Here is a 22,057-nt window from a genome sequence, read left to right on the forward strand (position 1 = left end):
CGTTGCGACGACTGGGGTTCAACTTCGTGTGCGCTGAGGTTCTACAACCTGCCCTCGTCCGCACCGCTTCCCTTCTCCTCCCGCGCCGCGTTTCCGTTAGCGCGAAAGAGGCGTGATTCTAAGCAGCTCCCGGCGATCGCGCAAGGGTTTGATGGATTTTTCTTCATCCTCGCCGATTCAGCCTTCCGGCCATGCCGGAGCACGAGACCGCTTATGGTGCAAAGAACGGACTAGAATGTGAGGTTCTTCGCCCCTTTCTATACGTATTTAATATGCGCCAGCGAATCGCCAAACGCCTCCCCCCCGACGCCGACAAACTGGTCGGCCTGTCGCTTGCGCTCTTCGCCTCGGGCAGCCGCATCGAGGATCGCTTCTGGGAAGCGAAGCTCGATGCGCTACTCGCCAAGATCGTTCGCAACGGCAACCAGACCACGCTCGACGCGGCACTCGACCATCTGCAGCAGAACCACCCTGATGCCTATGGCGCGCTCGCCGACATGGCCGAGACGCATAGTGAATCGATGGTGATCGAGCACGACGGCCAGCCGTACGATGCGCTGCTGGTCGCCGTTCCCGTTCTTGCCTGGACGCGCTACATGATTCCGTCGGGCCCGCTGAAAGGCGACGTCGCCGACGCACTGCGCACGCACCTGCAAGCGCACGTGCTCGCCACCGGCACGCTGGTCGGCCTCGCCCCGTTCCTGTACAGCATCGACCAACTGCCGCGCCACCACGTCGAGACCTACCGGCTCGCCCAGCAGCTCGCGCACGCGGCGCTCGGCCAGCACGCCGCCAAGCTCAGCTTCGGAGACTTGCCCGAAACCTCGCCGATCCTGGCAGACCCACGCTTTCTCCTCGCCGTCGTCGCCGCGCCAGCCGGCGCTCCGCTGTTCCGCTGGCAGGAAGAAGAGCACGGCAATCGGATCGAACGCGGCCAGTGTCTCGAGCAATGGACCGCGCAGGGCGGTCCGAACCTGTCGATTGCTCTCCCCGGCTGCGAGTTCGAATGCCTGCTCCCGGACGCATACTATTCGGCCTGCCGTGATGCGGACGAGCGCATCCGTCCGCACACGGTCCGAACGGCGATCCGTTATCTTTTCGACACACTTGGTACGGCACCGCAAGAGCTGCGCGCCGTGGTCGCAGGCTTCGGCGAGCGACGGATCGACGAGTATCGCGTCGGCTTCACGCGACGTGCCAGCAACGACGTGATCTATGGTGTCGTGTGGCCGCTCTACGGCCGCGAAAACGGCGACGTGTCGATCGACAGCGCGACGCTCGAAGGCGAAGCACCGATCGAAGGGCCGCTCGAGGAGATAGTGAGTCTGCTGAAGGAATGCGGCGTAACCGACGTCCGCCGGCACGCGGGCCGCTTCGAGCCGGAATATTGCGACGACTGCGGCGTGCCGCTCTATGCGGATCCGCTCGGCGAAATTGTCCACGCGGAAATGCCAGAAGACGCCTCGCCCGCCCAACCGCACTTTCACTGATCGCACACTGCAGGCCCGCAGCGCCTGCCCGACGAAGCCGCTCCCGGTTCCAGCCGGAGCGGCTTTTTTCTGGTCCGCATTTCCGTCATTCGAAATTTCAGACTTCTCCTAAGCCTTTCAGCCAAGCAGACTTCGTGTAAGGTTTTTGTCATTATCGGATCCAACGCATGCCAACGGCAGCTCAATGACTCACCTTACGGAGGTTGAATATGCGGTTCCTGGTGCTGAACTCAGACGCCGAACGGCGTGACGGACTGAAGGCCCTGCTGCGGCAGATCGACCGTCACGCCAGCATCAACGATGCGCCCGATGGCTTCCAGGCGCGCCGGCTGCTGCGCACCCAGCGCTTCGACCTCGTTGCCATCGACTGGCTGGACGTCGGCCGCCTCTGCGAACTCCAAGCGCTCTGCAGCGCCTGCTCGCCAACGCCCGTCGCGGTACTAATCGACGAATCCACGCCGGAAGCCATCCAGCGCTTCTACAACTATGGCGTCGCGGGTGTGATCCCGCACTCCACACGGCCGCACCTGATCGTGCGGGCGCTCGAAATGGTTCTGCTGGGCGGCCATTACATCCCGCCCATCGCACTCAGCTTGCTGCCCTCCACTGCCGCGGTATGCCACGACGCCCATTTCCAGACGCTCGCCGGATCGCTGCCGCGCCGCCCGCCAAGTGGTCTCCTGTCGCCCAGACAGGCGCAGATCATGCGGTTCGTCCATATGGGCAGTACCAACAAGATGATCGCTCGCACGCTCGGCATCAGCGAAGGCACCGTAAAGATCCACCTCGCCAGCATCTTCCAGCAGCTGGGCGCGGCAAACCGCGCCGCCGCAGTCGCGATCTACAACGGATGGCTGTCGCCGCATCTCGAGGTGTTGCTGGCAAACCGTGATCGTGCAAGCAAGCCCGTCATCGGCGAACGCGGCCCGGTTCCGCTGCGCATGCAACGGAACGACCGTCCATACCCGCTGCCCGCCGCGAACACCGATACCCGGGACCTGCCGCTCGCGGCCGAACCGCCAGCGCGGTTTCGGCGCGAGCGCTGATCGGACAGTATCGATATTGCGACGGTCGACATGTGCGGATTCCCACCTTCGATGCTCAACGAGTAATATGAACGCATGGGTTTTCTTTTCACACCGCTTCCGCTCTGGGTTGGCATCGGTGGCTGGATCGCCACCGTGGCGTTGCTCGCGCTCGCGCTCTGGAATCGTCCCTTCGTCCGTCTCCAGGACGCAACGCTCCAGCACGTGTGGCTCGCGCTCGTCACCGCGATCACGGTGCTCTGGGCCTCGAATGCGTGGCTCGAGGACGGCATCGTCATGCACCTGCTCGGCGCGACGCTGCTCGTCACGCTGTTCGACTGGACGCTTGCGCTGATCGCGATGGGTGCCGTCACAGCCGTCGCCGCTATCGTCTTCGATGCGCCGTGGCAAGGCGTCGGCGTGACCTATCTGATCTACGGTGCGCTACCGGTCGCCGTGTCCGCGTTGCTGCAACGCGCCGCGATCGCGTGGCTCCCGCACAATCTCGCGTCGTTTATCACCGGCCAGGGATTCCTGTCACCGGCCATCGCGATCGTCGCAGTCGCAGCGGCCGCAGCCGGAGTCCAGCTCGCTCTCGCGGACGGCGCTCCCGTCGTCATTCCAGCAGGCTATCTGCTGAACACCGCGCTGCTCGCGCTCGGCGAAGCGTGGTTCACCGGCATGGCCACCGCGCTCATCGCCGTCTATCGTCCGGCGTGGGTCACGACGTTCGACGTTCGGCGCTATCGCCTCGGCGGTCCGCGCGCCTGAACGTGCCGGTCCCGGTGCGATCGGCGCGCGTGACGATCCGCTTCCGCAGCGCGGGAGAGTGCGACGTCTACTGCCGCACAACTTTTTTACGCTAAGATTGAACTCCTGATCTTCATCGGGCATCTATACGTGCCCGATGTCTCATTCGCTCCTCACCAATAACCAGATGGACAGCTCACCTGCCTCGCTCCGGATCTTCCGGGCGTTCGGCAAGCTGGCAGCCTGTGTCGCGGGCCTGTCGCTTGCGCTTCCGGCACCGGTATTCGCCGACCTCCTCGACCAGCGCTCCGAACTGATCAACAAATTCGTCAACGAGATGCATGCCGATCCGATCGTCGCCGATTGTGCGGCGCACGGCAGCTTCATCGCCAGCACGTCGACGGCCTTCGACCGCGTCGACTTCGCGCCGAACGCGTTCGAAAGCGGCAACGCGACGATCACGCCGTGGAACGATTCGTTCGATCAGGGCAAGCAGCGCGTGAAGGTCGACAACATCGTCACCGTGGACGGTCTCGGTGTCCACAGCGACGGCAGCGACCCGACACCGCTGAAATTCCGCTGCGGCTATGTCGGCCAGCAAATGCTGGCGTTCAGCTGGAACGATCCGGTGCCGCCACTGAAGCCGCGTGTCGAACGCCCGTCGTCGTCGACGAAGAAGTTCAAGGGCAAGTCGCACCGCGGCAAGGTCAAGGCCAAGGCATCCGGCCGCACCGGCAAGAAAGCCGTCGCAACGCAGAAATCAAGCGGCCAGAAGAAAGCCGTGAAGAAGAAAACCGCGAAGAAGTCCTGATCCGACGGAGCGGCAACGACAGAAGCAAAAAAGCCGGCGCATCGCACGATGCGCCGGCTTTTTCATATCGACGACGGTACGCTTATGCGAACGTCTCGACGTGCACCAGGATTGCCGCCAGCATCGCCGCGCCGAGCGCGGCGCTCCGCTCGCCGTTCCAGCCGACCCGTTCGTCCGGAAGGTTCGCATTGTCCTTGAACGGCATCTCGAGCGTCAGTGACAAGCAGCCGAATTGATGGCCGATGTACTTCGACGCAAGCTTGAGCGCGTCTTCCTTGTACTTGCTCGCCGCATAACCGTGCTCGGTCTGGAAATCCGGGCTCGCGACCTTGAACGCATCGATGAATGCGGTTTGCTCCTTGCCCTGCTGCTCCGTGAAGCTCGGCAGCATTTCCGAACCCGCGACGAACACGTACGGCAGATCCTCGTCACCATGAATGTCGAAGAACATGTCGCAGCCGATCGAATGGATCGCATCGCGCACGGCCAGCACTTCGGGGCTGCGCTCGGCATCGGGCGCCATCCACTCGCGGTTCAGGTTCGCGCCCGCCGCGTTGGTGCGCAGGTTGCCGTGCACGCTGCCGTCCGGATTCATGTTCGGGACGATGTAGAACGTCACGCGGTCGTACAGCTTGCGCGCCACCGGATCGCCCGCCCAGTCGCCCCACCCGGCCAGCCGCTTGACAAGCCCTTCGACGAACCACTCGGCCATCGTCTCGCCCGGATGCTGGCGTGCGATGATCCACACCTTCTTCTTCGGTGCGCCGTCGACCTCCGGCGTACCGAGCGTCAGCAGCGACATCGGACGGCCTTCAACCGTTCGGCCGAGCTCGACGACGCTCGCCTGCGGCAATTGCTGGACCGCGCCGAGGAACGCGGCATGACGCTCTTCCGAGTACGGCTCGAAATACGCGTAGTAGATGCTGTCGAACTCGGGCGTATGGTCGATGGTCATCGTCTTGCCGTCGAACGTCGTCGGCACGCGGAACCAGTCGACCCGGTCATAGCTCGCGACCGCGCTGTAGTTACGCCATCCCGACGGGTACGCGCATTCGGCCGCATTCTCGAACGACATCACGCACCGCTCACCGCGTGCGCCCGTCAAACGGAAGTAGAACCATTGGGCGAATTCCGAGCGGTTGTCGCCGCGTACACGCAGCCGGATCGCGTCGGGGCTGTCGCACGACACGACGCCGATGGCACCCGCGTCGAAATTGCTGGTGATCGAAAGGGTCATCTATCTCTCCAGTGTCGACCGGAACCGGCGGTTTGCCGCGTGTCCAGCCTCATGCATGCGCCGGCCGTCTCGTGAACGGCCGGCTTGGTCACTCGCCGATTCGCCGGCGATATACGTAAGTCGAATCGTTCGACGCAGCGGCATCGAACGCGTAGTCTTCCACCGCGAAATCCTTCAGCGCCGCCGGTTCGGCGATGCGGTTCTCGACGATGTAACGCGCCATCAGGCCACGGGCGCGCTTCGCATGGAAGCTGATGATCTTGTAGCGACCGCCCTTCCAGTCCTCGAACACCGGCGTGACGATCGGTGCGGCCAGCAGTTTCGGCTTGACCGACTTGAAGTACTCGGTCGACGCGCAGTTGACCAGCACGCGCGCCGCGCCGCTACGCGTCTCGAGCTGCTCGTTCAGCGCCCGCGTAATCCGGTCGCCCCAGAACGCATACAGATCCTTGCCGCGCGCGTTCGCGAAACGGGTGCCCATCTCGAGCCGGTACGGCTGCAGCAGGTCGAGCGGACGCAGCAGCCCGTACAGGCCCGACAGCACGCGCACGTGGTGCTGCGCATAGTCGAGATCAGCGGCCGACAACGATTTGGCATCGAACCCTTCGTACACGTCGCCGTTGAAGGCGAGCACCGCCTGCTTCGCGTTGGCCGTCGTGAACGTCGGCGACCAGTCCGCATAGCGCTGGAAGTTCAGCCGCGCGAGCGGGTCGGAGATGTCCATCAGCGTCGAGATGTCCTGCGGCGACAACTTGCGCAGGCCGTCGATCAGTTCCGACGCATCGTCGACGAATGCAGGCTTCGTGTAAGACGGGACGTGGGCGGGCGTATCGTAGTCGAGGGATTTGGCTGGGGAGAGAACGATTATCATAGAGGCTCGCTGGCACGCCGTGCCTTGCGGTCAGACGAAAACCACTGATTGTAACGAATGACCCGCTCTCTCGCCCCGCATGCCGCACATCGCGTCGTGCTCGACTCGAACGTCTGGATCGACATACTCGTATTCGACGACCCTGCCACCCGCCCGATCCGGGCGGCGCTCGAACGCGGCACGCTGGCCGCCGTAATCGACGGCCGCTGCCTGAACGAACTCGAGCTCGTGCTCGACTACCCGCAGTTTCAGGCGCGCGCGATCGACAAGGCCGAAGCGCTCGCGACGGTCGCCCGCCTGACGAGCCTCGTCGAGCCGCCACCCGTCGACGCCGACGCGCCGCCCCTGCCGAAGTGCAAGGACCGCGACGACCAGAAATTTCTCGAGCTCGCGCGCGCCGCGCAGGCCGACTGGCTCGTGTCGAAGGACCGTGCGCTGCTCAAGCTCGCGAAGCGCACCGCGCGCGACTTCGGCTTCCGGATCGCGCAGCCCGCGCCGTTCACCGAAGCCTGCGCGCTCGATGCCGCATTGGCCACCACTACCACGCCGGCCTGACGGGCCCGGCGCCACCCGCTTGCGACCGTATCGATGAACGCTCCTTCCGACATGCCTACGACTCCCGTTTTCCCCTCGCGCCTGCCGAACATCGGCACGACGATCTTCACGGTCATGAGCGCGCTCGCCGCCGAGAAAGGCGCCGTGAACCTCGGCCAGGGCTTCCCGGATTTCGACTGCGACCCGCGCATCGTCGACGCGGTCGCGGCCGCGATGCGCAACGGTCACAACCAGTATCCGCCGATGGCCGGCGTCGCGCCGTTGCGCGACGCGATCGCCGACAAGATCGCGCAGGTCTACGGCCGGCGCTACGATCCGGCCACCGAGATCACGGTCACGGCCGGCGCGACGCAGGCCCTGCTGACGGCGATCCTGTGCGCGGTCCATCCGGGTGACGAGGTAATCGTCGTCGAACCGACCTACGACAGCTATCTGCCGTCGATCGAGCTTGCCGGCGGCAAGCCCGTGTTCGTCACGCTGGAAGCGCCCGACTATGCGATCCCGTTCGATCGCCTGGCCGCCGCGATCACGCCGAAAACGCGGATGATCATGATCAACACGCCGCACAACCCGACCGGCACCGTGTGGCGCGAGGCCGACATGCGCAAGCTCGAGGAGATCGTGCGCGGCACCAATGTGCTGATCCTGTCGGATGAAGTGTACGAACACATGGTCTACGACGGTGCGCGGCATGAAAGCGTCGCGCGCTACCCGGAACTGGCCGCGCGCAGCTTCATCGTGTCGAGCTTCGGGAAGACCTACCATGTGACGGGCTGGAAGGTTGGCTATGTCGCGGCGCCTGCCGCGCTGACCGCGGAGTTCCGCAAGGTCCATCAATTCAACGTGTTCACGGTGAACACGCCGATGCAGATCGGGCTTGCCGACTACCTGCGCGATCCGGCACCGTACCTGACGCTGCCCGACTTTTACCAAAAGAAGCGCGACTTCTTCCGCGCCGGCCTCGAGCGCACGCGCTTCAAGCTGCTGCCGTGCCCCGGCACGTACTTCCAGTGCGTCGACTATTCGGCGATCAGCGACCTGTCCGAAGCGGAATTCTCGAAGTGGCTCACGTCGGAGATCGGCGTGGCGGCGATTCCCGTGTCGGCGTTCTATCACGAGCCGCACGAATCGGGCGTCGTGCGCTTCTGCTTCGCGAAACAGGAAAGCACGCTCGCATCCGCACTCGAACGGCTCGCACGCCTGTAAGTCCTGCATGGGCGGCCGGGCACGGTACGACACCGCGCCCGCGCCGCGCTTACGAACGTGCGGCGCTCGTCGCCTCGACATAGGCCTTGCGATCGGCCGCCACGCGCTGCGCGACCGGCCGCTCACCGACCAGCTTCGCGTGCGCCTTCCAGTCGATGCCGGCGTCGAGCAGGAAATCGCGGCCGAAGATGGCCTTCGTCGCCATTCCGATCACCGGCAGATGGATCGCCGCGGCAATGTCCGCCAGCGTGAACGTGTCGCCGAGCACGTAGGGCGAAAATTGCGTCATCCGCTTGAATGCATCGATCGCGCGCGGCAGGCGCTTCTCGACGTGCGCCTTCATCCCGTCGCTGACCTTGCCGCCGAAAAACGCTTCCGTATAGACCTCGCGCGCGGTCCATTCGAGATACAGCTCGAGCGTCTCGACGAGTTCGCGCACCTTCGCGGCCGCGAACGGTCCGGCCGGAAAAATGGCCTTGTCGGGATAACGCGCCGCCAGATACTCGATGATCACCTGCGATTCGAACAGCGCGCCCTCTTCCGTCTTCAAGAACGGAATCTTGCCGAGCGGCGAATCGGCGAGCAGTGCCGGATCACTGATCGGCAGACTGCATGCCGATTCCTCGAACGGGATGTCATGTTCGAGCAGGACGAACTTCACCTTGTTGTAATAGTTGGACAACGGAATACCGCACAGCTGTAGCATCGGAGTCTCCTTCGTTGCTGAAGCGCGCCGCGGCGATGCCGGCGGCATCGGGATACGTCGCGCTGAAAAGCACGTTCGTGCTAGTCTAAAGCAGTTTCGCGTCCGTCATGACAACAATACATCCGCTGCGACAGCGCCCTCACGGGTATGCGCATGCGCCCGCGCAGCATGCGGTGTCGCAGCCTCGCCATCCGATGGAGACACCTTCGCATGAGTGCTGAACTGCTGGCCTCGCGCCCCCCCGAGAGCGAATCGACGCTCGTCCTCACGCTGTCCAATCCCGGCGCACGCAACGCGCTGCATCCCGACATGTATGCGGCCGGCGTCGAGGCGCTCGCCACCGCCGAGTGCGACCCCGCCATTCGCGCGGTCGTGCTCACCGGTGCCGATCGTTTCTTTTGCGCGGGCGGCAACCTGAACCGGCTGCTCGACAACCGCTCGAAGGATCCGTCCTATCAGGCCGACAGCATCGATCAGCTCGCCGCGTGGATCACGGCGATCCGCGCAACGAGCAAGCCCGTGATCGCGGCAGTCGAAGGCGCGGCGGCCGGCGCGGGCTTTTCGCTCGCGCTCGCATGCGACCTGATCGTTGCCGCGCACGACGCGAAGTTCGTGATGTCGTACGCACGCGTCGGCCTCACGCCCGACGGCGGCGGCTCGTGGTTCCTCGCGCGCGCACTGCCGCGTGCGCTCGCCGCCGAAATCCTGTTCGAGGGCAAGCCCGTCGTGGCCGACCGCCTGCATGCGCTCGGCGTCGTCAATCGGCTCGCCGTGCCCGGTGCCGCGCTGTCTGACGCGCTCGCATGGGCCGACTCGCTTGCCGGCATCTCGCCGAACGCGCTCACGCGCATCAAGTCGCTGCTCGACGATGCGACCGCACAGCCGCTCGATGCGCATCTGGGCACCGAGCGCGATCACTTCGTCGCATCGTTGCATCACGCGGATGCATTCGAAGGCATTACCGCATTCCTCGAGAAACGCCAACCGCGCTACAAGCGCTGATCCGCCGCCGCCGCTGCGACGACACGCACGCACAGGCGCGCGGCCGCACGTTTCCGTCGCCTGCAGCCCGTATCGATCCATGCTCTAATGACCGCCTGTCGCGGCGCCCCGCCGGCGCCGTTTTCGCGCATGCAATAAAGGAGTTGACGATGATCGACGTCTACAGCTGGGCGACCCCGAACGGCCACAAGATACACATCACGCTCGAGGAAACCGGCCTCGCGTATCGTGCGCATCCGGTCGATGTCGGCGCGGGCGACCAGTTCAAGCCCGAATTTCTGAAGATCAGCCCGAACAACAAGATCCCCGCGATCGTCGACGCGGACGGCCCCGGCGGCAAGCCGATCTCGCTGTTCGAATCGGGCGCGATCCTCGTGTACCTGGCGGAAAAGACCGGCAAGTTTCTGTCGACCGAGCCGGCCGAACGCTACGCGACGCTCGAATGGCTGATGTTCCAGATGGGCGGCGTCGGCCCGATGCTCGGGCAGGCGCACCACTTCCGGCTGTACGCGCCGGAGAAGATCGACTATGCGATCAATCGCTATACGAACGAAGCGAAGCGCCTGTACAACGTGATGGAAAAGCGTCTCGGCGAATCCGAATATCTCGCCGGCGACACATACACGATCGCGGACATCGCGACGTTCCCATGGACGCGCTCATGGCAGAACCAGGGCATCGTGCTCGACGAACTGCCGAACGTGAAGCGCTGGCACGAAACGATTGCCGCGCGTCCGGCCGTGCAGCGGGGCGTCGAAGTACTCGCATCGCTGCGCAAGCCGCTGCAGGACGACAAGGCACGCGAAATGCTGTTCGGCGCGACGCAATACGCAAAGCACTGACGAACCACGCGCCGTGCGACGCGGCGGCATCCGTCGATGCCGCCGCGCGCATCAGAAGTAGTGCAGCGTAATGAATTCCGCCGCGCAAACGAGCAACGGCACGTCCGGACGCTCGACCTGCATCGACACCGACCACGTCACCTGCACACCACCCCGCGCGGCCTCCGTGGCTTCCTTCACCGCGAACAGCGCGCGCACGCGTGCGCCGACCGGCACCGGCTTCAGGAACCGCACGCGGTTCAGTCCGTAGTTCACGCCCATCTTCTGCTCGAAGCGCATCGCATCGGTCATCAGCGCGGGAATCAGCGACAGCGTCAGGAATCCGTGCGCGATCGGGCCGCCGAACGGCGACTCGCGCCGCGCCCGCTCGGGATCGACGTGAATCCACTGGTGATCGCCGGTGGCGTCGGCAAAACCATCGACGCGACGCTGATCGATCTCGACCCAGCCGCTCGCGAGCGGCTCCGCGCCGACGCGCTCGTGCAGCGCTCGCGCAGACGCGATCAGCGGCAATGTCACGTCCGTCATGCGCCCGCCCCTTGCGGATGACGCAGTCCGAAGATCACCTTGGTATGCACGGTGATCACCGTGTCGCCGGCGCCGTTGACGCCGATCCACTCCGTCGACACGATGCCGCGATCGGGCTTGCTCTCCGACACGCGCTTGTCGTGGACCTTCTGATACATCGTGATCGTGTCGCCGGCACGCACGGGCTTGAGCCAGCGGATCGAGTCGATGCCGGGCGAGCCCATGCTGGTCGAATCCGGTCCCAGCTTCTTGATGAGCAGGCTCATGAACACCGAACACGTATGCCAGCCGCTCGCAACGAGTCCGCCGAACGGCGATGCCTTGCCAGCCTCCTCGTCGAGGTGGAACGGTTGCGGATCGTAGCGTTGCGCGAACGCCTTGATGTCGTCCGATTCGAACGTATAGCGGCCGATTTCGGTCGTACTGCCGACTTCCAGATCTTCGTAACTGATACCCACTGTCTATCTCCTATGGCGCGCTCGCGCGTCGCCGTCATGCCGCATCGGTCTGCGCGAAATCCGGCAGGGCCGCGATGCGCGCAAGATGATGATCGGTGTCGCCGAGTGTCGTCTCGATGATCGACAGCCGCTTGAACAGGTGTGCGGCGGCAACCTCATTGGTCACGCCCATGCCGCCGTGCAGTTGCACCGCCTGCTGGCCGACGAAGCGTGCGGCCGCGCCGACCCGCGCCTTCGCGGCCGACACCGCCTTGCGACGCGCATCGGCATCGCCGCCCGCGTAACGCACCGCGGCCAGGTAAGTCAGCGAGCGCGCCTGCTCCGCGTGAATCAGCATGTCGACCATCCGGTGCTGCAGTGCCTGGAAACGTGCAATCGGTACGCCGAACTGTTCGCGCGTCTTCGTGTATTCGACCGTCGCGCGGTTCAGCTCGTCGAGTGCGCCGACCGCTTCCGCGCAGAGCAGGAAGGTCGCGTAATCGGCAATCTGCTCGAGTGCGGCCGCATCGCGTGCGCCGCCCGTCAACTGCCGCGCGGCTGTGTCATGCAGCTCGATCGTCGCAGCGCGCTGGCCGTCGATCGTCCGGTAGTCGACGAGCTTCGCCCCCGCGGCATCGCGCTCGACGACGAACAGGCCGATGCTGCCGCCATCGACGCGCGCGGGCACGATCCACGCATGCGCCTGGGCGCCGTGCTGAACGACCGACTTGGTGCCGGTCAGCCGATACGTGCCGCTGTGATCGCGCGCGTGCGTATCGAGTTCGTACAGGTCGTAGCGTGCCCGTGGTTCGTGGAATGCAACGGCCAGGCGCTTCTGCCCTTGCGCGACCGCTTCCAGCAGCGCGGCATCGTCGCCCGTGCCGGACCCGGCGACACGCAGCGCCTCGATGCCGACCGCCGTCGCCCAGTACGGCTCGACCACGAGTGCACGGCCGAGCTCCTGCATCGCGACCAGCATGTCGACCGGGCCGCCGCCGAAGCCGCCCTGCGCATCCGGCACGGGCAGCGCGGTCAGGCCCAGCTCCGCGAATGCGCTCCATTGCGCGTCCGACACGCCGGCATCGCTTCGCACGATGGCCTGGCGCGCGTCGAAACCGTATTGCTCGCCGAGATAACGGCGCAGCGCGTCGGCAAACTGTTGCTGCTCATCGGTAAAGCTGAAATCCATGGTTGTCTCCGTTCCCTGATCACAGCCCCAGGATCATCTGCGCGATGATGTTCTTCTGAATCTCGTTCGAACCGCCGTAGATCGACGTCTTCCGGTAATTGAAGTAGTAGGCGGCGAGCGGCGCGGCATCATCGTCGCCCGCGCTGCTGTGTTCGCGTTCGCCCTCGAGAAACGGGACGTCGAACGGCGCGGCGAGCGGGCCGATCGCCTCGAACATCAGCTCGGTAAGCGCCTGCTGCACCTCGGTGCCCTTGATCTTCAACATCGATGCCTCGGGGCCCGGCCCCTTGCCGCTCGTCTCGCGGCTCACAACACGCAGCACCGTCACCTCGAGCGCCATCAGCTCGACTTCGAGCGCCGCGACCTTCGCGGCAAACACCGGATCGGCAAGCAGCGGCTTGCCGTTCTTGCGCTGGTTCGACGCCACGCGTTTCAGGAATGCGAGCTCACGCTTCGACGCGCCGACGCGTGCGATGCCGGTGCGCTCGTGGCCCAACAGGTATTTCGCGTAAGTCCAGCCGCGGTTTTCATCGCCGACGAGATTCTCGACGGGCACCTTCACGTCCTCGAAGAACACCTCGTTGACTTCGTGATCCTCATCGAGCGTGATGATCGGGCGCACCGTGATGCCGGGCGTCTTCATGTCGATCAGCAGGAACGAGATGCCCTCCTGCTTCTTCGCCGCCGGATCGGTGCGCACGAGACAAAACATCATGTCCGCGTACTGGCCCAGCGTCGTCCATGTCTTCTGGCCGTTGACGACGTAGTGGTCGCCGTGACGTTCGGCACGCGTGCGCAGCGATGCGAGATCCGACCCGGAGCCCGGCTCCGAATAACCCTGGCACCACCAGTCGGTGCCGTCCAGAATGCGCGGCAGATAGTGGCGCTTCTGCGCTTCGCTGCCGTATTTCATCAGCACCGGCGCGACCATCGATACACCGAACGGCAGCACGGTCGGCGCGCCGATGCGTGCGCACTCCTCATCCCAGATGTGGCGCTGGGTCGCGTTCCAGTCCGGACCGCCGTATTCGGCCGGCCATGCGGGCGCGGACCAGCCGCGCTGGCCGAGAATCCGGTGCCAGCTCGCGAAATCCTCGCGGTCGAGTCGTTTGTGATCGAGTACCTTGGCGCGCAGTGCATGAGGCAGGTTGGCCTCAAGCCAGGCGCGGACGTCGACGCGGAACGCGTCGTCGGCGGGGGAATAATCCAGATCCATGCGCAGTGTCTCCTGACCGCGGCCGTCCGGCCCGGCAAGGACACACTGCGTACGTCATTGCAGCGGTTCTTTCAGCGCGGCAGGAATCGGCAGCGGCATCACGTCGATGCCTTCTTCGACCAAGGATTGCGCATCCTCCGGCGTCGTGACGCCACGAATGCTGCGCGCCGGCGCCTCGTTGTAATGAATGCGCCGCGCTTCCTCGGCGAAGCGCTCGCCCACATTCTCGGTCTTCTCCAGCACCTCGCGTAGCGCGCGCATCACCTGCGCCTGCAGCGCGCGCGGATCGGCCGGCTGTGCCTGCGTCGCGCCCGACAGGTTCAGGCGCGGCGCCGACGGCATCCGGTTGATCTCGGTCGTTCCGCACACCGGACATTCGACCAGCTTGCGGGACAACTGCGCTTCGAACTCATCGGCGGAAGCGAACCAGCCTTCGAACCGATGACCGTGCGGGCACTGTAAATCGAGGACCTTCATGCTGAATCAGGGCGTGTGGCGAGTGTAGCGCAAAACGCGCGTTTGTGAACGATCGTGCTAAACCAGGATCGCGCGGCCGGACAGCGGCCGCGTCACAGGATTGTAACGCGGCGCCCCACCCGCCGCTGACGCGCCGTCAGGGCTTCTCGACCGGGCCGAGCGGCCAGGCGCCGGACAGGACCTTGTCGAGCCACATCGTGCCGATGATCGTCTTCACGTCGGTGATCTGACCGGTGCGCACCCACTCCTGAAGGTCGGGCAGCGTCGCCGTGAAGGTTTCGAGGAATTCGCCTTCGTCGAGTTTGCGCTCGCCGGCCGTCAGGCCGCGCGCAAGATACAGGTCGATGAATTCGGTCGAATAGGAAATGATCGGATGAATCCGGGCCAGGAACACATATTCGCGTGCCGTGTAGCCGGTTTCCTCGCGCAGTTCGCGCACCGCGCAGGCAAGCGCGCCCTCGTTCGGATCAAGTTTGCCGGCGGGGAATTCGGCCATGACCTTGCCGATCGGATAGCGATACTGGCTTTCCATCAGCACGCGGCCGTCGTCGAACAGCGGGATCACCATCACCGCGCCGGGATGCTGGACGTATTCGCGCGTGGCCTGCTTGCCGTCGGGCAAACGAACGGTATCGCGCTTCAGCTTGAGGAACGAGCCGTCGAAAATCGCCTCGCTCTCGAGGCAGGTTTCGGTCAGTGCGGCGTCGTGATTGGGTAGTTCGGCCATCGGCGGGCTCCGGAGGAATGAGCACGCGACGGCCGAAGCCGTCAGCGTCGTTTGACGAGATACTGGAACGTGAAGCCGGGAAACGCGAACACAACGAAGAGACTGAACGTGATCGCGTAGAACTGCCAGCCCTGTTCGAAGCGGTTGCCGGCGCGCGACTCGAGCCAGAAGCCGAGCGCACCGACGACGAAATACAGCACGATCAGCTCGCCGATCCGAACCCACGCGTTCTTCTTCGTCGCACCGATCGGTACGACGGCGAAGAGGCGTTGGTTCAGGAACGGCACGTTGGCGCATACGAGCGCCAACAGCACGATGAACCAGCCAGCTGCCGACATTACAGCGGCAGCGTGTGACGGATCGCCTGCAGGCAGGCCGTCAACAGCGGGCTCGGGATCAGGCCGAGCACCACGACTGCAATACCGTTCAGCACGAGGATCGTGCGCTTGCAGAAATCGCCGGTGACCGGGGTCGCATCCTGCGGTGCATCGAAGTACATCAGCTTGACGATGCGCAGATAGTAGAACGCGCCGAACAGCGACGTGATCACAGCCAGCACGGCCAGCCACGTGAGACCCGCGTTGACGGTTGCCTCGAGCACCGCGAGCTTCGCGTAGAAGCCGACGGTCGGCGGGATACCGGCCAGCGAGAACATCATGACCATCATCACGAACGCGAACACCGGGCTGCGCTTGTTGAGGCCCTTGAAGTCGTCGATCGTTTCCGCTTCGAAATCGCGGCGTGCGAGCAGCATCACCACGCCGAACGAGCCGAGCGTCGTGATCAGGTAGACGATCGCGTAGAACATCGCCGAGCTGTACGCGTTCGCCGGAGCGGTCGCGTCGCCCTTCACGATGCCGGCGAGCAGGCCGAGCAGCACGAAGCCCATGTTCGAGATCGCCGAGTACGCGAGCATCCGCTTGATGTTGCGCTGGACGATACCGGTGATGTTACCGACGATCAGCGACAGCGCGGCGAGGATCACGAGCGCGGTCTGCCAGTTCTGTGCGAGCGGCAGCAGGCCCATCACCAGGAAACGCAGGCCCCACGCGAACGCGGCAACCTTCGGGCCGCCGCCGACGAACAGCGTCATCGCGGTCGGTGCGCCCTGGTAGACGTCCGGCACCCACATGTGGAACGGCACGGCGCCGAGCTTGAACGCGATACCGGCGACGATGAAGACCACGCCGAACATCAGCACGGCCGCGTCGGTGTTGCCGCCGACCGCCTTGTACACCTCGCCCAGCTCGAGCGAGCCGGTCGCGCCGTAGAGCATCGAAATGCCGTACAGCACGAAGCCCGACGCGAGCGCGCCCAGCACGTAGTACTTCATCGCGGCTTCGCTCGACTGCGCGGCATCGCGGCGCAGCGCGATGACGGCGTACAGCGACAGCGACATCAGTTCGAGGCCGAGGTACAGCGTCAGGAAGTTGTTGCCCGACACCATCACCAGCTGACCGAGCAGCGAGAACATGCCCAGCAGGAACACGTCGCCGCGGAACATGTCACGGTCTTCGAGGTACTTGCGCGAATAGACGAGCGAGACCGCGAAGCCGAGCGACACGACGGCCTTCATCATGCTCGCGAACGAGTCGACGACGACCATCCGCGAGAAGAAATAATACTGCTGCGGGTCCAGCGCCTGCACCGCGAACCACACGCCGGCGACGACCGACGAAACCACCGCGATCAGATAGGTCAGGCGGCGGCCAGCGGCACCGGTAAAGGTGTCGTTCAGCCATGCGACGACGATGGCGACCATCACCAGCGCGTCAGGCAACAGGACATTCATAGGTGCGTTCATGATCTTGATTTCCTCCGCTCGCGATTACTGGGCCAGCGGCAGCTTCGACTGCGCGACGTGGGAGAGGAGGTTTTCCACGGAAACGTGCATCACGTCGGTGAAAGGCTTCGGATACAGACCCATCAGCAGCGTGAACGCGGCGAGCACGGCCAGCATCACGAATTCGCGACGGCCGATGTCCTTCAGCTTGGCAACGTGATCGTTCGCGACCGCGCCGAAGTACACGCGCTTGTACATCCACAGCGTGTAGGCGGCGCCGAGGATCAGCGTGAATGCCGCGCCGAATGCGATCCAGAAGTTGTACTGGACAGCCGCGAGAATCACCATGAATTCGCCGACGAAACCCGAGGTGCCCGGCAGGCCGCAGTTGGCCATCGAGAACAGCATCGCGAATGCCGCGAACTTCGGCATCACGTTCACGACGCCGCCGTAATCGGCGATCTGACGCGAGTGCACGCGGTCGTACAGCACGCCGATACACAGGAACATCGCGCCCGACACGAAGCCGTGCGAGATCATCTGGACGATCGCGCCTTCAACGCCGAGCTGGTTGAAGATGAAGAAGCCGAGCGTGACGAAGCCCATGTGCGCGATCGACGAATACGCGACCAGCTTCTTCATGTCGGCCTGCACCATCGCGACGAGGCCGATGTAGATCACCGCGATCAGCGACAGCGTGATCACGACCGGTGCCAGGAAGTGGCTTGCGTCAGGCGTGATCGGCAGCGAGAAACGCAGGAAACCGTACGCGCCGAGCTTCAGCATGATCGCCGCCAGCACGACCGAGCCGCCCGTCGGCGCTTCCACGTGCGCGTCCGGCAGCCAGGTGTGCACCGGCCACATCGGCACCTTCACCGCGAACGCGAGGAAGAATGCAATGAATAGCAGGATCTGCGGCGTCATCGCGATCTTGGCGTTCTGCCACGTCGCGAGGTCGAACGAATGCGTCTGCGTGTACAGGTAGATCAGCGCGACCAGCATCAGCAGCGAGCCGGCCAGCGTGTACAGGAAGAACTTGAACGCCGCGTACACGCGGTTCGGGCCGCCCCACACACCGATGATGATGTACATCGGGATCAGGGTCGCCTCGAAGAACACGTAGAACAGCAGGCCGTCGGCCGCCGAGAACACGCCGATCATGATCCCGGACAGGATCAGGAAGGCCGCGAGGTACTGCGCGACGTTCTCGGTGATCACTTCCCACGCGCTGATCACGACGATCACCGTGATCAGCGCGGTCAGCACGACGAACCACATCGAGATGCCGTCGACGCCAAGGTGGTACGAGATATTGAAGCGTTCGATCCAGGTCGACTGCTCGACGAACTGCAGCGCAGCCGTGCTCGAGTCGAAGCCCGTGATCAGCGGAATCGTGACCGCGAGACCGAGCAGCGAACCGATCAGCGCGACCCAGCGAGCCGTCCCCGGATTTTTGTCGTTACCCACCGCGAGCACGAGGAGGCCGAAAACGATCGGCAGCCAGATCGCGGTACTGAGAATCGGAAAAGCGTGCATTAGTGTTGTCCCCCCGCCTTATTTGCCGCCGAGCGTTACAAACAGGGTCAGGAGCCCCAGCATGCCGATGATCATGGCGAACGCGTAGTGATAGATGTAACCGGATTGGAGGAAGCGGATCACGCCGGCGAACCAGCCGATGAACCGCGCGCTGCCGTTGACGAGACCGTCGATCACGACGACGTCGCCTTCCTTCCACAGGCCGCGGCCGATCGCCACCGAACCACGGGCGAACACCACTTCGTTGATCTTGTCCATGTAGTACTTGTTGTCCAGCAGCGTGTAGATCGGACCGAACGCGCGGCGGATCGACGCCGGCAGCTCCGGACGCTTCAGGTACAGGAACCACGCAACGACGACACCGGCGAGCGCCAGCCACACCGGCAGGCCCGACACCGAGTGCAGACCCATGCCCACCCAGCCGTGGAACTCTTCGGCCATCTCGGCCAGTGCCGGATGGTTTTCGCCGATGAAGATCACCTTGTCGAACGCGACGCCGTGCTGGAAGAAGTCGCCGAACAGCATCGGGCCGATCGCGATCGCACCGATGATCACCGACGGAATTGCCAGCAGGACCAGCGGCACCCACACGACCCACGGGGTCTCGTGCGGCTCGTGCGCGTGGTCGTCATGACCATGGCCGTGATCGTCGTGGCCGTGCGCGGCCGCCATGCCCATCGGCGATTCCGGATGCTTCGGCTTACGGAAGCGCTCTTCGCCGTGGAACACCAGGAAGTACATGCGGAACGAGTACAGCGCCGTGACGAACACGCTCGCGACGACCGCGAAGTACGCGAAGCCCGAACCCGGCAGATGCGACAGCTTCACCGCGTCGATGATCGAGTCCTTCGAGTAGAAGCCCGAGAAGAACGGCGTACCGATCAGCGCCAGCGAACCGACGAGCGACGTGATCCACGTGATCGGCATGTACTTGCGCAGGCCGCCCATGTTGCGCATGTCCTGGTCGTGGTGCATGCCCATGATCACCGAACCGGCGCCGAGGAACAGCAGCGCCTTGAAGAACGCGTGCGTCATCAGGTGGAACACGGCGACCGGGTAAGCGGACACGCCGAGCGCGACGGTCATGTAGCCGAGCTGCGACAGCGTCGAGTACGCGACGACACGCTTGATGTCGTTCTGGACGATCCCGAGGAAGCCCATGAACAGTGCCGTGATCGCACCGATCACCGTGATGAACGACAGCGCGGTATCCGACAGTTCGAACAGCGGCGACATGCGCGACACCATGAAGATGCCGGCCGTCACCATCGTCGCCGCGTGAATCAGCGCGGAGATCGGGGTCGGGCCTTCCATCGAGTCGGGCAGCCACACGTGCAGCGGGAACTGCGCCGATTTACCCATCGCGCCGATGAACAGGCAGATACAGGCGACGGTCAGCAGGCCCCAGTCGGTGCCCGGGAAGTGCAGGCTTGCGAGTTCGGCGCGCTTCGCAAACACTTCGCCGTAGTTCATCGAACCTGCGAACGCCAGCAGCAGGCCGATGCCCAGCAGGAAGCCGAAGTCGCCCACGCGGTTCACGAGGAACGCCTTCATGTTCGCGTAGATCGCGCTCTCACGCGTAAAGTAGAAGCCGATCAGCAGGTACGACACCAGACCCACCGCTTCCCAGCCGAAGAACAGCTGCAGGAAGTTGTTGCTCATCACGAGCATCAGCATCGAGAACGTGAACAGCGAGATGTACGAGAAGAAGCGCTGGTAGCCGTCTTCTTCCGACATGTAGCCGATCGTGTACACGTGCACCATCAGCGAGACGAAGGTCACGACGACCATCATCATCGCGGTCAGCGAATCGACGAGGAAGCCGACTTCGAGTTTCAGCGAGCCGACGTTCATCCATTCGTAGACGGTCGCGTTGAAGCTCGCGCCGCCCATCACGTCGAGGAAGACTTTCGCCGACAGGAGGAACGCGATCAATACGCCGAGGATCGTGATCCGGTGTGCGCCCTTGCGCCCCACTGCGTTCCCGAACAGCCCCGCAATCAGCGAGCCGGCCAGCGGAGCGAGCGGAATCGCCAGCAGCAGGTTTTCATTGAGTGTCGTTGACATAACAGCGTTGCCTGAAATTAACCTTTGAGCTGATCGAGATCCTCGACATTGATCGTGTCGAGCTTACGGAACAGGGTCACCAGAATCGCGAGACCGATCGCGGCTTCCGCTGCGGCGACGGTCAGCACGAAGAACACGAAGATCTGGCCGTGCACGTCGCCGAGGTAGTGCGAAAACGCGACGAAGTTGGTATTCACCGCCAGCAGCATCAGTTCGATCGCCATCAGGATGATGATGATGTTGCGGCGGTTCAGGAAGATCCCGACGATCGCGATCGCAAAGAGGATCGCGCCGAGCACGAGGTAATGAGCAAGAGTCAGCATGGTTTTCTTTTCCTCCGCTTAGCCGTTGGTGCTCGTACCGGCTTCGCTCTGCGCCGTTTCCGGCTGCGGCTTGTCCGCTTCCATCTTCACGAGGCGCACGCGGTCATTACGGCGCACCTTGACCTGATCCGACACGCGCTGGCGCTTGCTGTCCTTGCCCTTGCGCTCGGTCAGCCCGATCGCGGCGATGATCGCGACCAGCAGCACCAGGCCGGCGATTTCAAACGCGAAGATGTAGTCGGTGTAGATCACCTTGCCGATCAGGCGCGTGTTCGACCAGTCGGCCATCGCGCCCGTCGCCATCGCGTGCACCGTGTGCGTGTCGCCGTAGCCGCGCCACAGGATCAGCGCGGTCTCGACCACGATGATCGCGCCGACGACGGTCGCCATCGGTACGAAGCGCTTGAAGTCGCGGCGCAGGTAATCGATGTTGATGTCCAGCATCATCACGACGAACAGGAACAGCACCATCACGGCGCCCACGTACACCAGCACCAGCAGGATCGCGAGGAACTCCGCTTCCAGCAGCATCCAGATCGCGGCGGCGTTGAAGAACGCCAGCACAAGGAAAAGCGCAGACGCCACCGGGTTGCGCGAAGTGATCACCTTCAGCCCTGATACCACCAGGAGCAGCGCGAAGATGTAGAACAGTACGGTCGTGAATTCCATGATTACCGGTTCATCGTTAGGCCATAGTCAGGCGCGGCTTGCGGGACGCTCTCGCGAGCCGCACCCGTCGCGGCGGCTCGGCCCGTTCATGCCGGGCCGGCACTGCAAACACAATCAACGATACGGCGCGTCGGCGGCCTTCGCCGCAGCGATGTCCTTCTCGTAGCGATCGCCCACCGCGAGCAGCATTTCCTTCGTGAAATACAGGTCGCCGCGCTTTTCGCCGTGGTACTCGAGGATCTGCGTCTCGACGATCGAATCGACCGGGCAGCTTTCCTCGCAGAAACCACAGAAGATGCACTTCGTCAGGTCGATGTCGTAGCGCGTCGTGCGGCGCGTGTTGTCCGCGCGCGTTTCCGACTCGATCGTGATCGCCATCGCGGGGCACACGGCCTCGCAGAGCTTGCACGCGATGCAGCGCTCTTCGCCGTTTTCATAGCGGCGCAGCGCATGCAGCCCGCGGAAACGCGGCGAAATCGGGGTCTTCTCTTCCGGGAACTGCACGGTGAACTTGCGCCGGAACGTGTAACGACCGGTCAGCGCGAGCCCCTTCAGCAGCTCCGTCAGGAAGAAGGTCTTAAAGAAGTGTTGGATTGCAGTCATGATTTCG

24 protein-coding genes are annotated in these 22,057 nt (G+C 64.0%); 8 read left to right on the forward strand and 16 right to left on the reverse strand.

Features of this window, described 5'->3' with window-relative positions; all coding sequences use genetic code 11:
* Nucleotides 1–272: 272 nt before the first annotated feature.
* The 4 genes from HWX25_RS23595 (at nt 273) to HWX25_RS23610 (ending at nt 4,076) form a co-directional block, all read left to right on the forward strand.
* Nucleotides 273–1,490 carry a DUF2863 family protein gene (locus HWX25_RS23595; RefSeq protein WP_059533163.1) on the forward strand — a complete coding sequence of 406 codons (1,218 nt, stop codon included), beginning with the start codon at nt 273–275 and terminating at the stop codon, nt 1,488–1,490.
* Nucleotides 1,491–1,699: 209 nt separating this feature from the next.
* Nucleotides 1,700–2,536, forward strand: a complete 837-nt coding sequence (locus tag HWX25_RS23600) for a response regulator transcription factor (RefSeq protein WP_059820674.1) — start codon at nt 1,700–1,702, stop codon at nt 2,534–2,536.
* A gap of 75 nt (nt 2,537–2,611) precedes the next feature.
* Nucleotides 2,612–3,286: an energy-coupling factor ABC transporter permease gene (locus tag HWX25_RS23605; RefSeq protein ID WP_175910836.1), complete on the forward strand. Its 675-nt coding sequence runs from the start codon at nt 2,612–2,614 to the stop codon at nt 3,284–3,286.
* A gap of 136 nt (nt 3,287–3,422) precedes the next feature.
* Nucleotides 3,423–4,076: a hypothetical protein gene (locus HWX25_RS23610; protein ID WP_059533169.1), complete on the forward strand. Its 654-nt coding sequence runs from the start codon at nt 3,423–3,425 to the stop codon at nt 4,074–4,076.
* Between the two features lie 82 nt (nt 4,077–4,158).
* On the opposite strand, the gene HWX25_RS23615 is transcribed toward HWX25_RS23610, so the two are convergent.
* Together HWX25_RS23615 and yaaA are read right to left on the reverse strand one after the other, a co-directional pair.
* On the reverse strand, nt 4,159–5,313 hold the full coding sequence (locus tag HWX25_RS23615) for a carboxypeptidase family protein (RefSeq protein ID WP_175910838.1): 1,155 nt from the start codon (nt 5,311–5,313) through the stop codon (nt 4,159–4,161).
* A gap of 88 nt (nt 5,314–5,401) precedes the next feature.
* Nucleotides 5,402–6,184 carry a peroxide stress protein YaaA gene (gene yaaA / locus HWX25_RS23620; RefSeq protein ID WP_059820671.1) on the reverse strand — a complete coding sequence of 261 codons (783 nt, stop codon included), beginning with the start codon at nt 6,182–6,184 and terminating at the stop codon, nt 5,402–5,404.
* Nucleotides 6,185–6,241: 57 nt separating this feature from the next.
* Between yaaA and HWX25_RS23625 the strand changes: the two genes are divergently transcribed.
* Together HWX25_RS23625 and HWX25_RS23630 are read left to right on the forward strand one after the other, a co-directional pair.
* Complete coding sequence (locus HWX25_RS23625) at nt 6,242–6,739, forward strand: putative toxin-antitoxin system toxin component, PIN family (RefSeq protein WP_059820670.1); 498 nt, start codon at nt 6,242–6,244, stop codon at nt 6,737–6,739.
* A 33-nt stretch (nt 6,740–6,772) separates the two neighbouring features.
* A complete protein-coding gene (locus tag HWX25_RS23630) occupies nt 6,773–7,945 on the forward strand; it encodes a pyridoxal phosphate-dependent aminotransferase (RefSeq protein ID WP_175910848.1) in 1,173 nt (390 codons plus the stop codon).
* Nucleotides 7,946–7,994: 49 nt separating this feature from the next.
* On the opposite strand, the gene HWX25_RS23635 is transcribed toward HWX25_RS23630, so the two are convergent.
* Nucleotides 7,995–8,651, reverse strand: a complete 657-nt coding sequence (locus tag HWX25_RS23635) for a glutathione S-transferase (RefSeq protein ID WP_059533180.1) — start codon at nt 8,649–8,651, stop codon at nt 7,995–7,997.
* Between the two features lie 210 nt (nt 8,652–8,861).
* On the opposite strand from HWX25_RS23635, the gene HWX25_RS23640 reads away from it, so the two are divergent.
* Nucleotides 8,862–9,653, forward strand: coding sequence for an enoyl-CoA hydratase (locus tag HWX25_RS23640; protein WP_175910851.1), 792 nt, complete (start codon nt 8,862–8,864; stop codon nt 9,651–9,653).
* A 149-nt stretch (nt 9,654–9,802) separates the two neighbouring features.
* Complete coding sequence (locus HWX25_RS23645; RefSeq protein ID WP_175910853.1) at nt 9,803–10,495, forward strand: glutathione binding-like protein; 693 nt, start codon at nt 9,803–9,805, stop codon at nt 10,493–10,495.
* 51 nt (nt 10,496–10,546) lie between these two features.
* Here the strand turns inward: HWX25_RS23645 and HWX25_RS23650 are convergent, their stop codons facing one another.
* The 13 genes from HWX25_RS23650 to nuoI all read right to left on the reverse strand — a co-directional run bounded on the left by HWX25_RS23650 (nt 10,547) and on the right by nuoI (nt 22,050).
* Nucleotides 10,547–11,023, reverse strand: coding sequence for a MaoC family dehydratase (locus tag HWX25_RS23650; protein ID WP_175910855.1), 477 nt, complete (start codon nt 11,021–11,023; stop codon nt 10,547–10,549).
* Entirely contained in the window at nt 11,020–11,481 is a 462-nt protein-coding gene (locus HWX25_RS23655; RefSeq protein WP_059533186.1) for a MaoC family dehydratase, read from the reverse strand. The genes HWX25_RS23650 and HWX25_RS23655 overlap by 4 nt, the downstream gene beginning before the upstream one ends.
* A gap of 34 nt (nt 11,482–11,515) precedes the next feature.
* Complete coding sequence (locus HWX25_RS23660) at nt 11,516–12,649, reverse strand: acyl-CoA dehydrogenase (RefSeq protein WP_175910857.1); 1,134 nt, start codon at nt 12,647–12,649, stop codon at nt 11,516–11,518.
* Nucleotides 12,650–12,668: 19 nt separating this feature from the next.
* Nucleotides 12,669–13,865 carry an acyl-CoA dehydrogenase family protein gene (locus HWX25_RS23665; protein WP_044844732.1) on the reverse strand — a complete coding sequence of 399 codons (1,197 nt, stop codon included), beginning with the start codon at nt 13,863–13,865 and terminating at the stop codon, nt 12,669–12,671.
* A 54-nt stretch (nt 13,866–13,919) separates the two neighbouring features.
* Nucleotides 13,920–14,342, reverse strand: coding sequence for a DUF1178 family protein (locus HWX25_RS23670; RefSeq protein WP_006750470.1), 423 nt, complete (start codon nt 14,340–14,342; stop codon nt 13,920–13,922).
* Between the two features lie 136 nt (nt 14,343–14,478).
* Nucleotides 14,479–15,069, reverse strand: coding sequence for an NUDIX hydrolase (locus HWX25_RS23675; protein WP_059533190.1), 591 nt, complete (start codon nt 15,067–15,069; stop codon nt 14,479–14,481).
* A 41-nt stretch (nt 15,070–15,110) separates the two neighbouring features.
* Nucleotides 15,111–15,407, reverse strand: a complete 297-nt coding sequence (locus HWX25_RS23680; RefSeq protein ID WP_059533192.1) for a DUF2818 family protein — start codon at nt 15,405–15,407, stop codon at nt 15,111–15,113.
* The gene (gene nuoN, locus HWX25_RS23685; protein ID WP_175910931.1) at nt 15,407–16,861 is read right to left on the reverse strand and encodes an NADH-quinone oxidoreductase subunit NuoN; all 1,455 of its coding nucleotides are present in this window, start codon (nt 16,859–16,861) and stop codon (nt 15,407–15,409) included. Before nuoN ends, HWX25_RS23680 begins: the two co-directional genes overlap by 1 nt.
* Nucleotides 16,862–16,897: 36 nt before the next feature.
* Nucleotides 16,898–18,388, reverse strand: a complete 1,491-nt coding sequence (locus HWX25_RS23690; protein WP_175910859.1) for an NADH-quinone oxidoreductase subunit M — start codon at nt 18,386–18,388, stop codon at nt 16,898–16,900.
* A gap of 18 nt (nt 18,389–18,406) precedes the next feature.
* The gene (gene nuoL, locus HWX25_RS23695) at nt 18,407–20,455 is read right to left on the reverse strand and encodes an NADH-quinone oxidoreductase subunit L (protein ID WP_175910861.1); all 2,049 of its coding nucleotides are present in this window, start codon (nt 20,453–20,455) and stop codon (nt 18,407–18,409) included.
* Nucleotides 20,456–20,472: 17 nt separating this feature from the next.
* Nucleotides 20,473–20,778, reverse strand: a complete 306-nt coding sequence (nuoK, locus tag HWX25_RS23700) for an NADH-quinone oxidoreductase subunit NuoK (protein WP_004185739.1) — start codon at nt 20,776–20,778, stop codon at nt 20,473–20,475.
* 18 nt (nt 20,779–20,796) lie between these two features.
* The gene (locus HWX25_RS23705) at nt 20,797–21,447 is read right to left on the reverse strand and encodes an NADH-quinone oxidoreductase subunit J (RefSeq protein WP_059533200.1); all 651 of its coding nucleotides are present in this window, start codon (nt 21,445–21,447) and stop codon (nt 20,797–20,799) included.
* Nucleotides 21,448–21,561: 114 nt separating this feature from the next.
* Nucleotides 21,562–22,050, reverse strand: coding sequence for an NADH-quinone oxidoreductase subunit NuoI (gene nuoI, locus HWX25_RS23710; protein ID WP_011885529.1), 489 nt, complete (start codon nt 22,048–22,050; stop codon nt 21,562–21,564).
* Nucleotides 22,051–22,057 lie beyond the last annotated feature (7 nt).

This window comes from Burkholderia sp. BCC1640, from assembly GCF_902833125.1.
GTDB lineage: Bacteria > Pseudomonadota > Gammaproteobacteria > Burkholderiales > Burkholderiaceae > Burkholderia > Burkholderia diffusa.

Coding starts and splice junctions, on each gene's coding strand:
- HWX25_RS23645 (WP_175910853.1), top strand. CDS start 9,803: ATGATCGACGTCTACAGCTGGGCGACCCCGAACGGCCACAAGATACAC.
- HWX25_RS23605 (WP_175910836.1), top strand. CDS start 2,612: ATGGGTTTTCTTTTCACACCGCTTCCGCTCTGGGTTGGCATCGGTGGC.
- nuoI (WP_011885529.1), bottom strand. CDS start 22,050: ATGACTGCAATCCAACACTTCTTTAAGACCTTCTTCCTGACGGAGCTG.
- HWX25_RS23665 (WP_044844732.1), bottom strand. CDS start 13,865: ATGGATCTGGATTATTCCCCCGCCGACGACGCGTTCCGCGTCGACGTC.
- HWX25_RS23675 (WP_059533190.1), bottom strand. CDS start 15,069: ATGGCCGAACTACCCAATCACGACGCCGCACTGACCGAAACCTGCCTC.
- HWX25_RS23600 (WP_059820674.1), top strand. CDS start 1,700: ATGCGGTTCCTGGTGCTGAACTCAGACGCCGAACGGCGTGACGGACTG.
- HWX25_RS23680 (WP_059533192.1), bottom strand. CDS start 15,407: ATGTCGGCAGCTGGCTGGTTCATCGTGCTGTTGGCGCTCGTATGCGCC.
- HWX25_RS23690 (WP_175910859.1), bottom strand. CDS start 18,388: ATGCACGCTTTTCCGATTCTCAGTACCGCGATCTGGCTGCCGATCGTT.
- HWX25_RS23670 (WP_006750470.1), bottom strand. CDS start 14,342: ATGAAGGTCCTCGATTTACAGTGCCCGCACGGTCATCGGTTCGAAGGC.
- HWX25_RS23630 (WP_175910848.1), top strand. CDS start 6,773: ATGAACGCTCCTTCCGACATGCCTACGACTCCCGTTTTCCCCTCGCGC.
- HWX25_RS23705 (WP_059533200.1), bottom strand. CDS start 21,447: ATGGAATTCACGACCGTACTGTTCTACATCTTCGCGCTGCTCCTGGTG.
- nuoL (WP_175910861.1), bottom strand. CDS start 20,455: ATGTCAACGACACTCAATGAAAACCTGCTGCTGGCGATTCCGCTCGCT.
- HWX25_RS23625 (WP_059820670.1), top strand. CDS start 6,242: ATGACCCGCTCTCTCGCCCCGCATGCCGCACATCGCGTCGTGCTCGAC.
- HWX25_RS23660 (WP_175910857.1), bottom strand. CDS start 12,649: ATGGATTTCAGCTTTACCGATGAGCAGCAACAGTTTGCCGACGCGCTG.
- HWX25_RS23610 (WP_059533169.1), top strand. CDS start 3,423: ATGTCTCATTCGCTCCTCACCAATAACCAGATGGACAGCTCACCTGCC.
- HWX25_RS23615 (WP_175910838.1), bottom strand. CDS start 5,313: ATGACCCTTTCGATCACCAGCAATTTCGACGCGGGTGCCATCGGCGTC.
- HWX25_RS23640 (WP_175910851.1), top strand. CDS start 8,862: ATGAGTGCTGAACTGCTGGCCTCGCGCCCCCCCGAGAGCGAATCGACG.
- HWX25_RS23595 (WP_059533163.1), top strand. CDS start 273: ATGCGCCAGCGAATCGCCAAACGCCTCCCCCCCGACGCCGACAAACTG.
- HWX25_RS23635 (WP_059533180.1), bottom strand. CDS start 8,651: ATGCTACAGCTGTGCGGTATTCCGTTGTCCAACTATTACAACAAGGTG.
- yaaA (WP_059820671.1), bottom strand. CDS start 6,184: ATGATAATCGTTCTCTCCCCAGCCAAATCCCTCGACTACGATACGCCC.
- nuoN (WP_175910931.1), bottom strand. CDS start 16,861: ATGAATGTCCTGTTGCCTGACGCGCTGGTGATGGTCGCCATCGTCGTC.
- nuoK (WP_004185739.1), bottom strand. CDS start 20,778: ATGCTGACTCTTGCTCATTACCTCGTGCTCGGCGCGATCCTCTTTGCG.
- HWX25_RS23650 (WP_175910855.1), bottom strand. CDS start 11,023: ATGACGGACGTGACATTGCCGCTGATCGCGTCTGCGCGAGCGCTGCAC.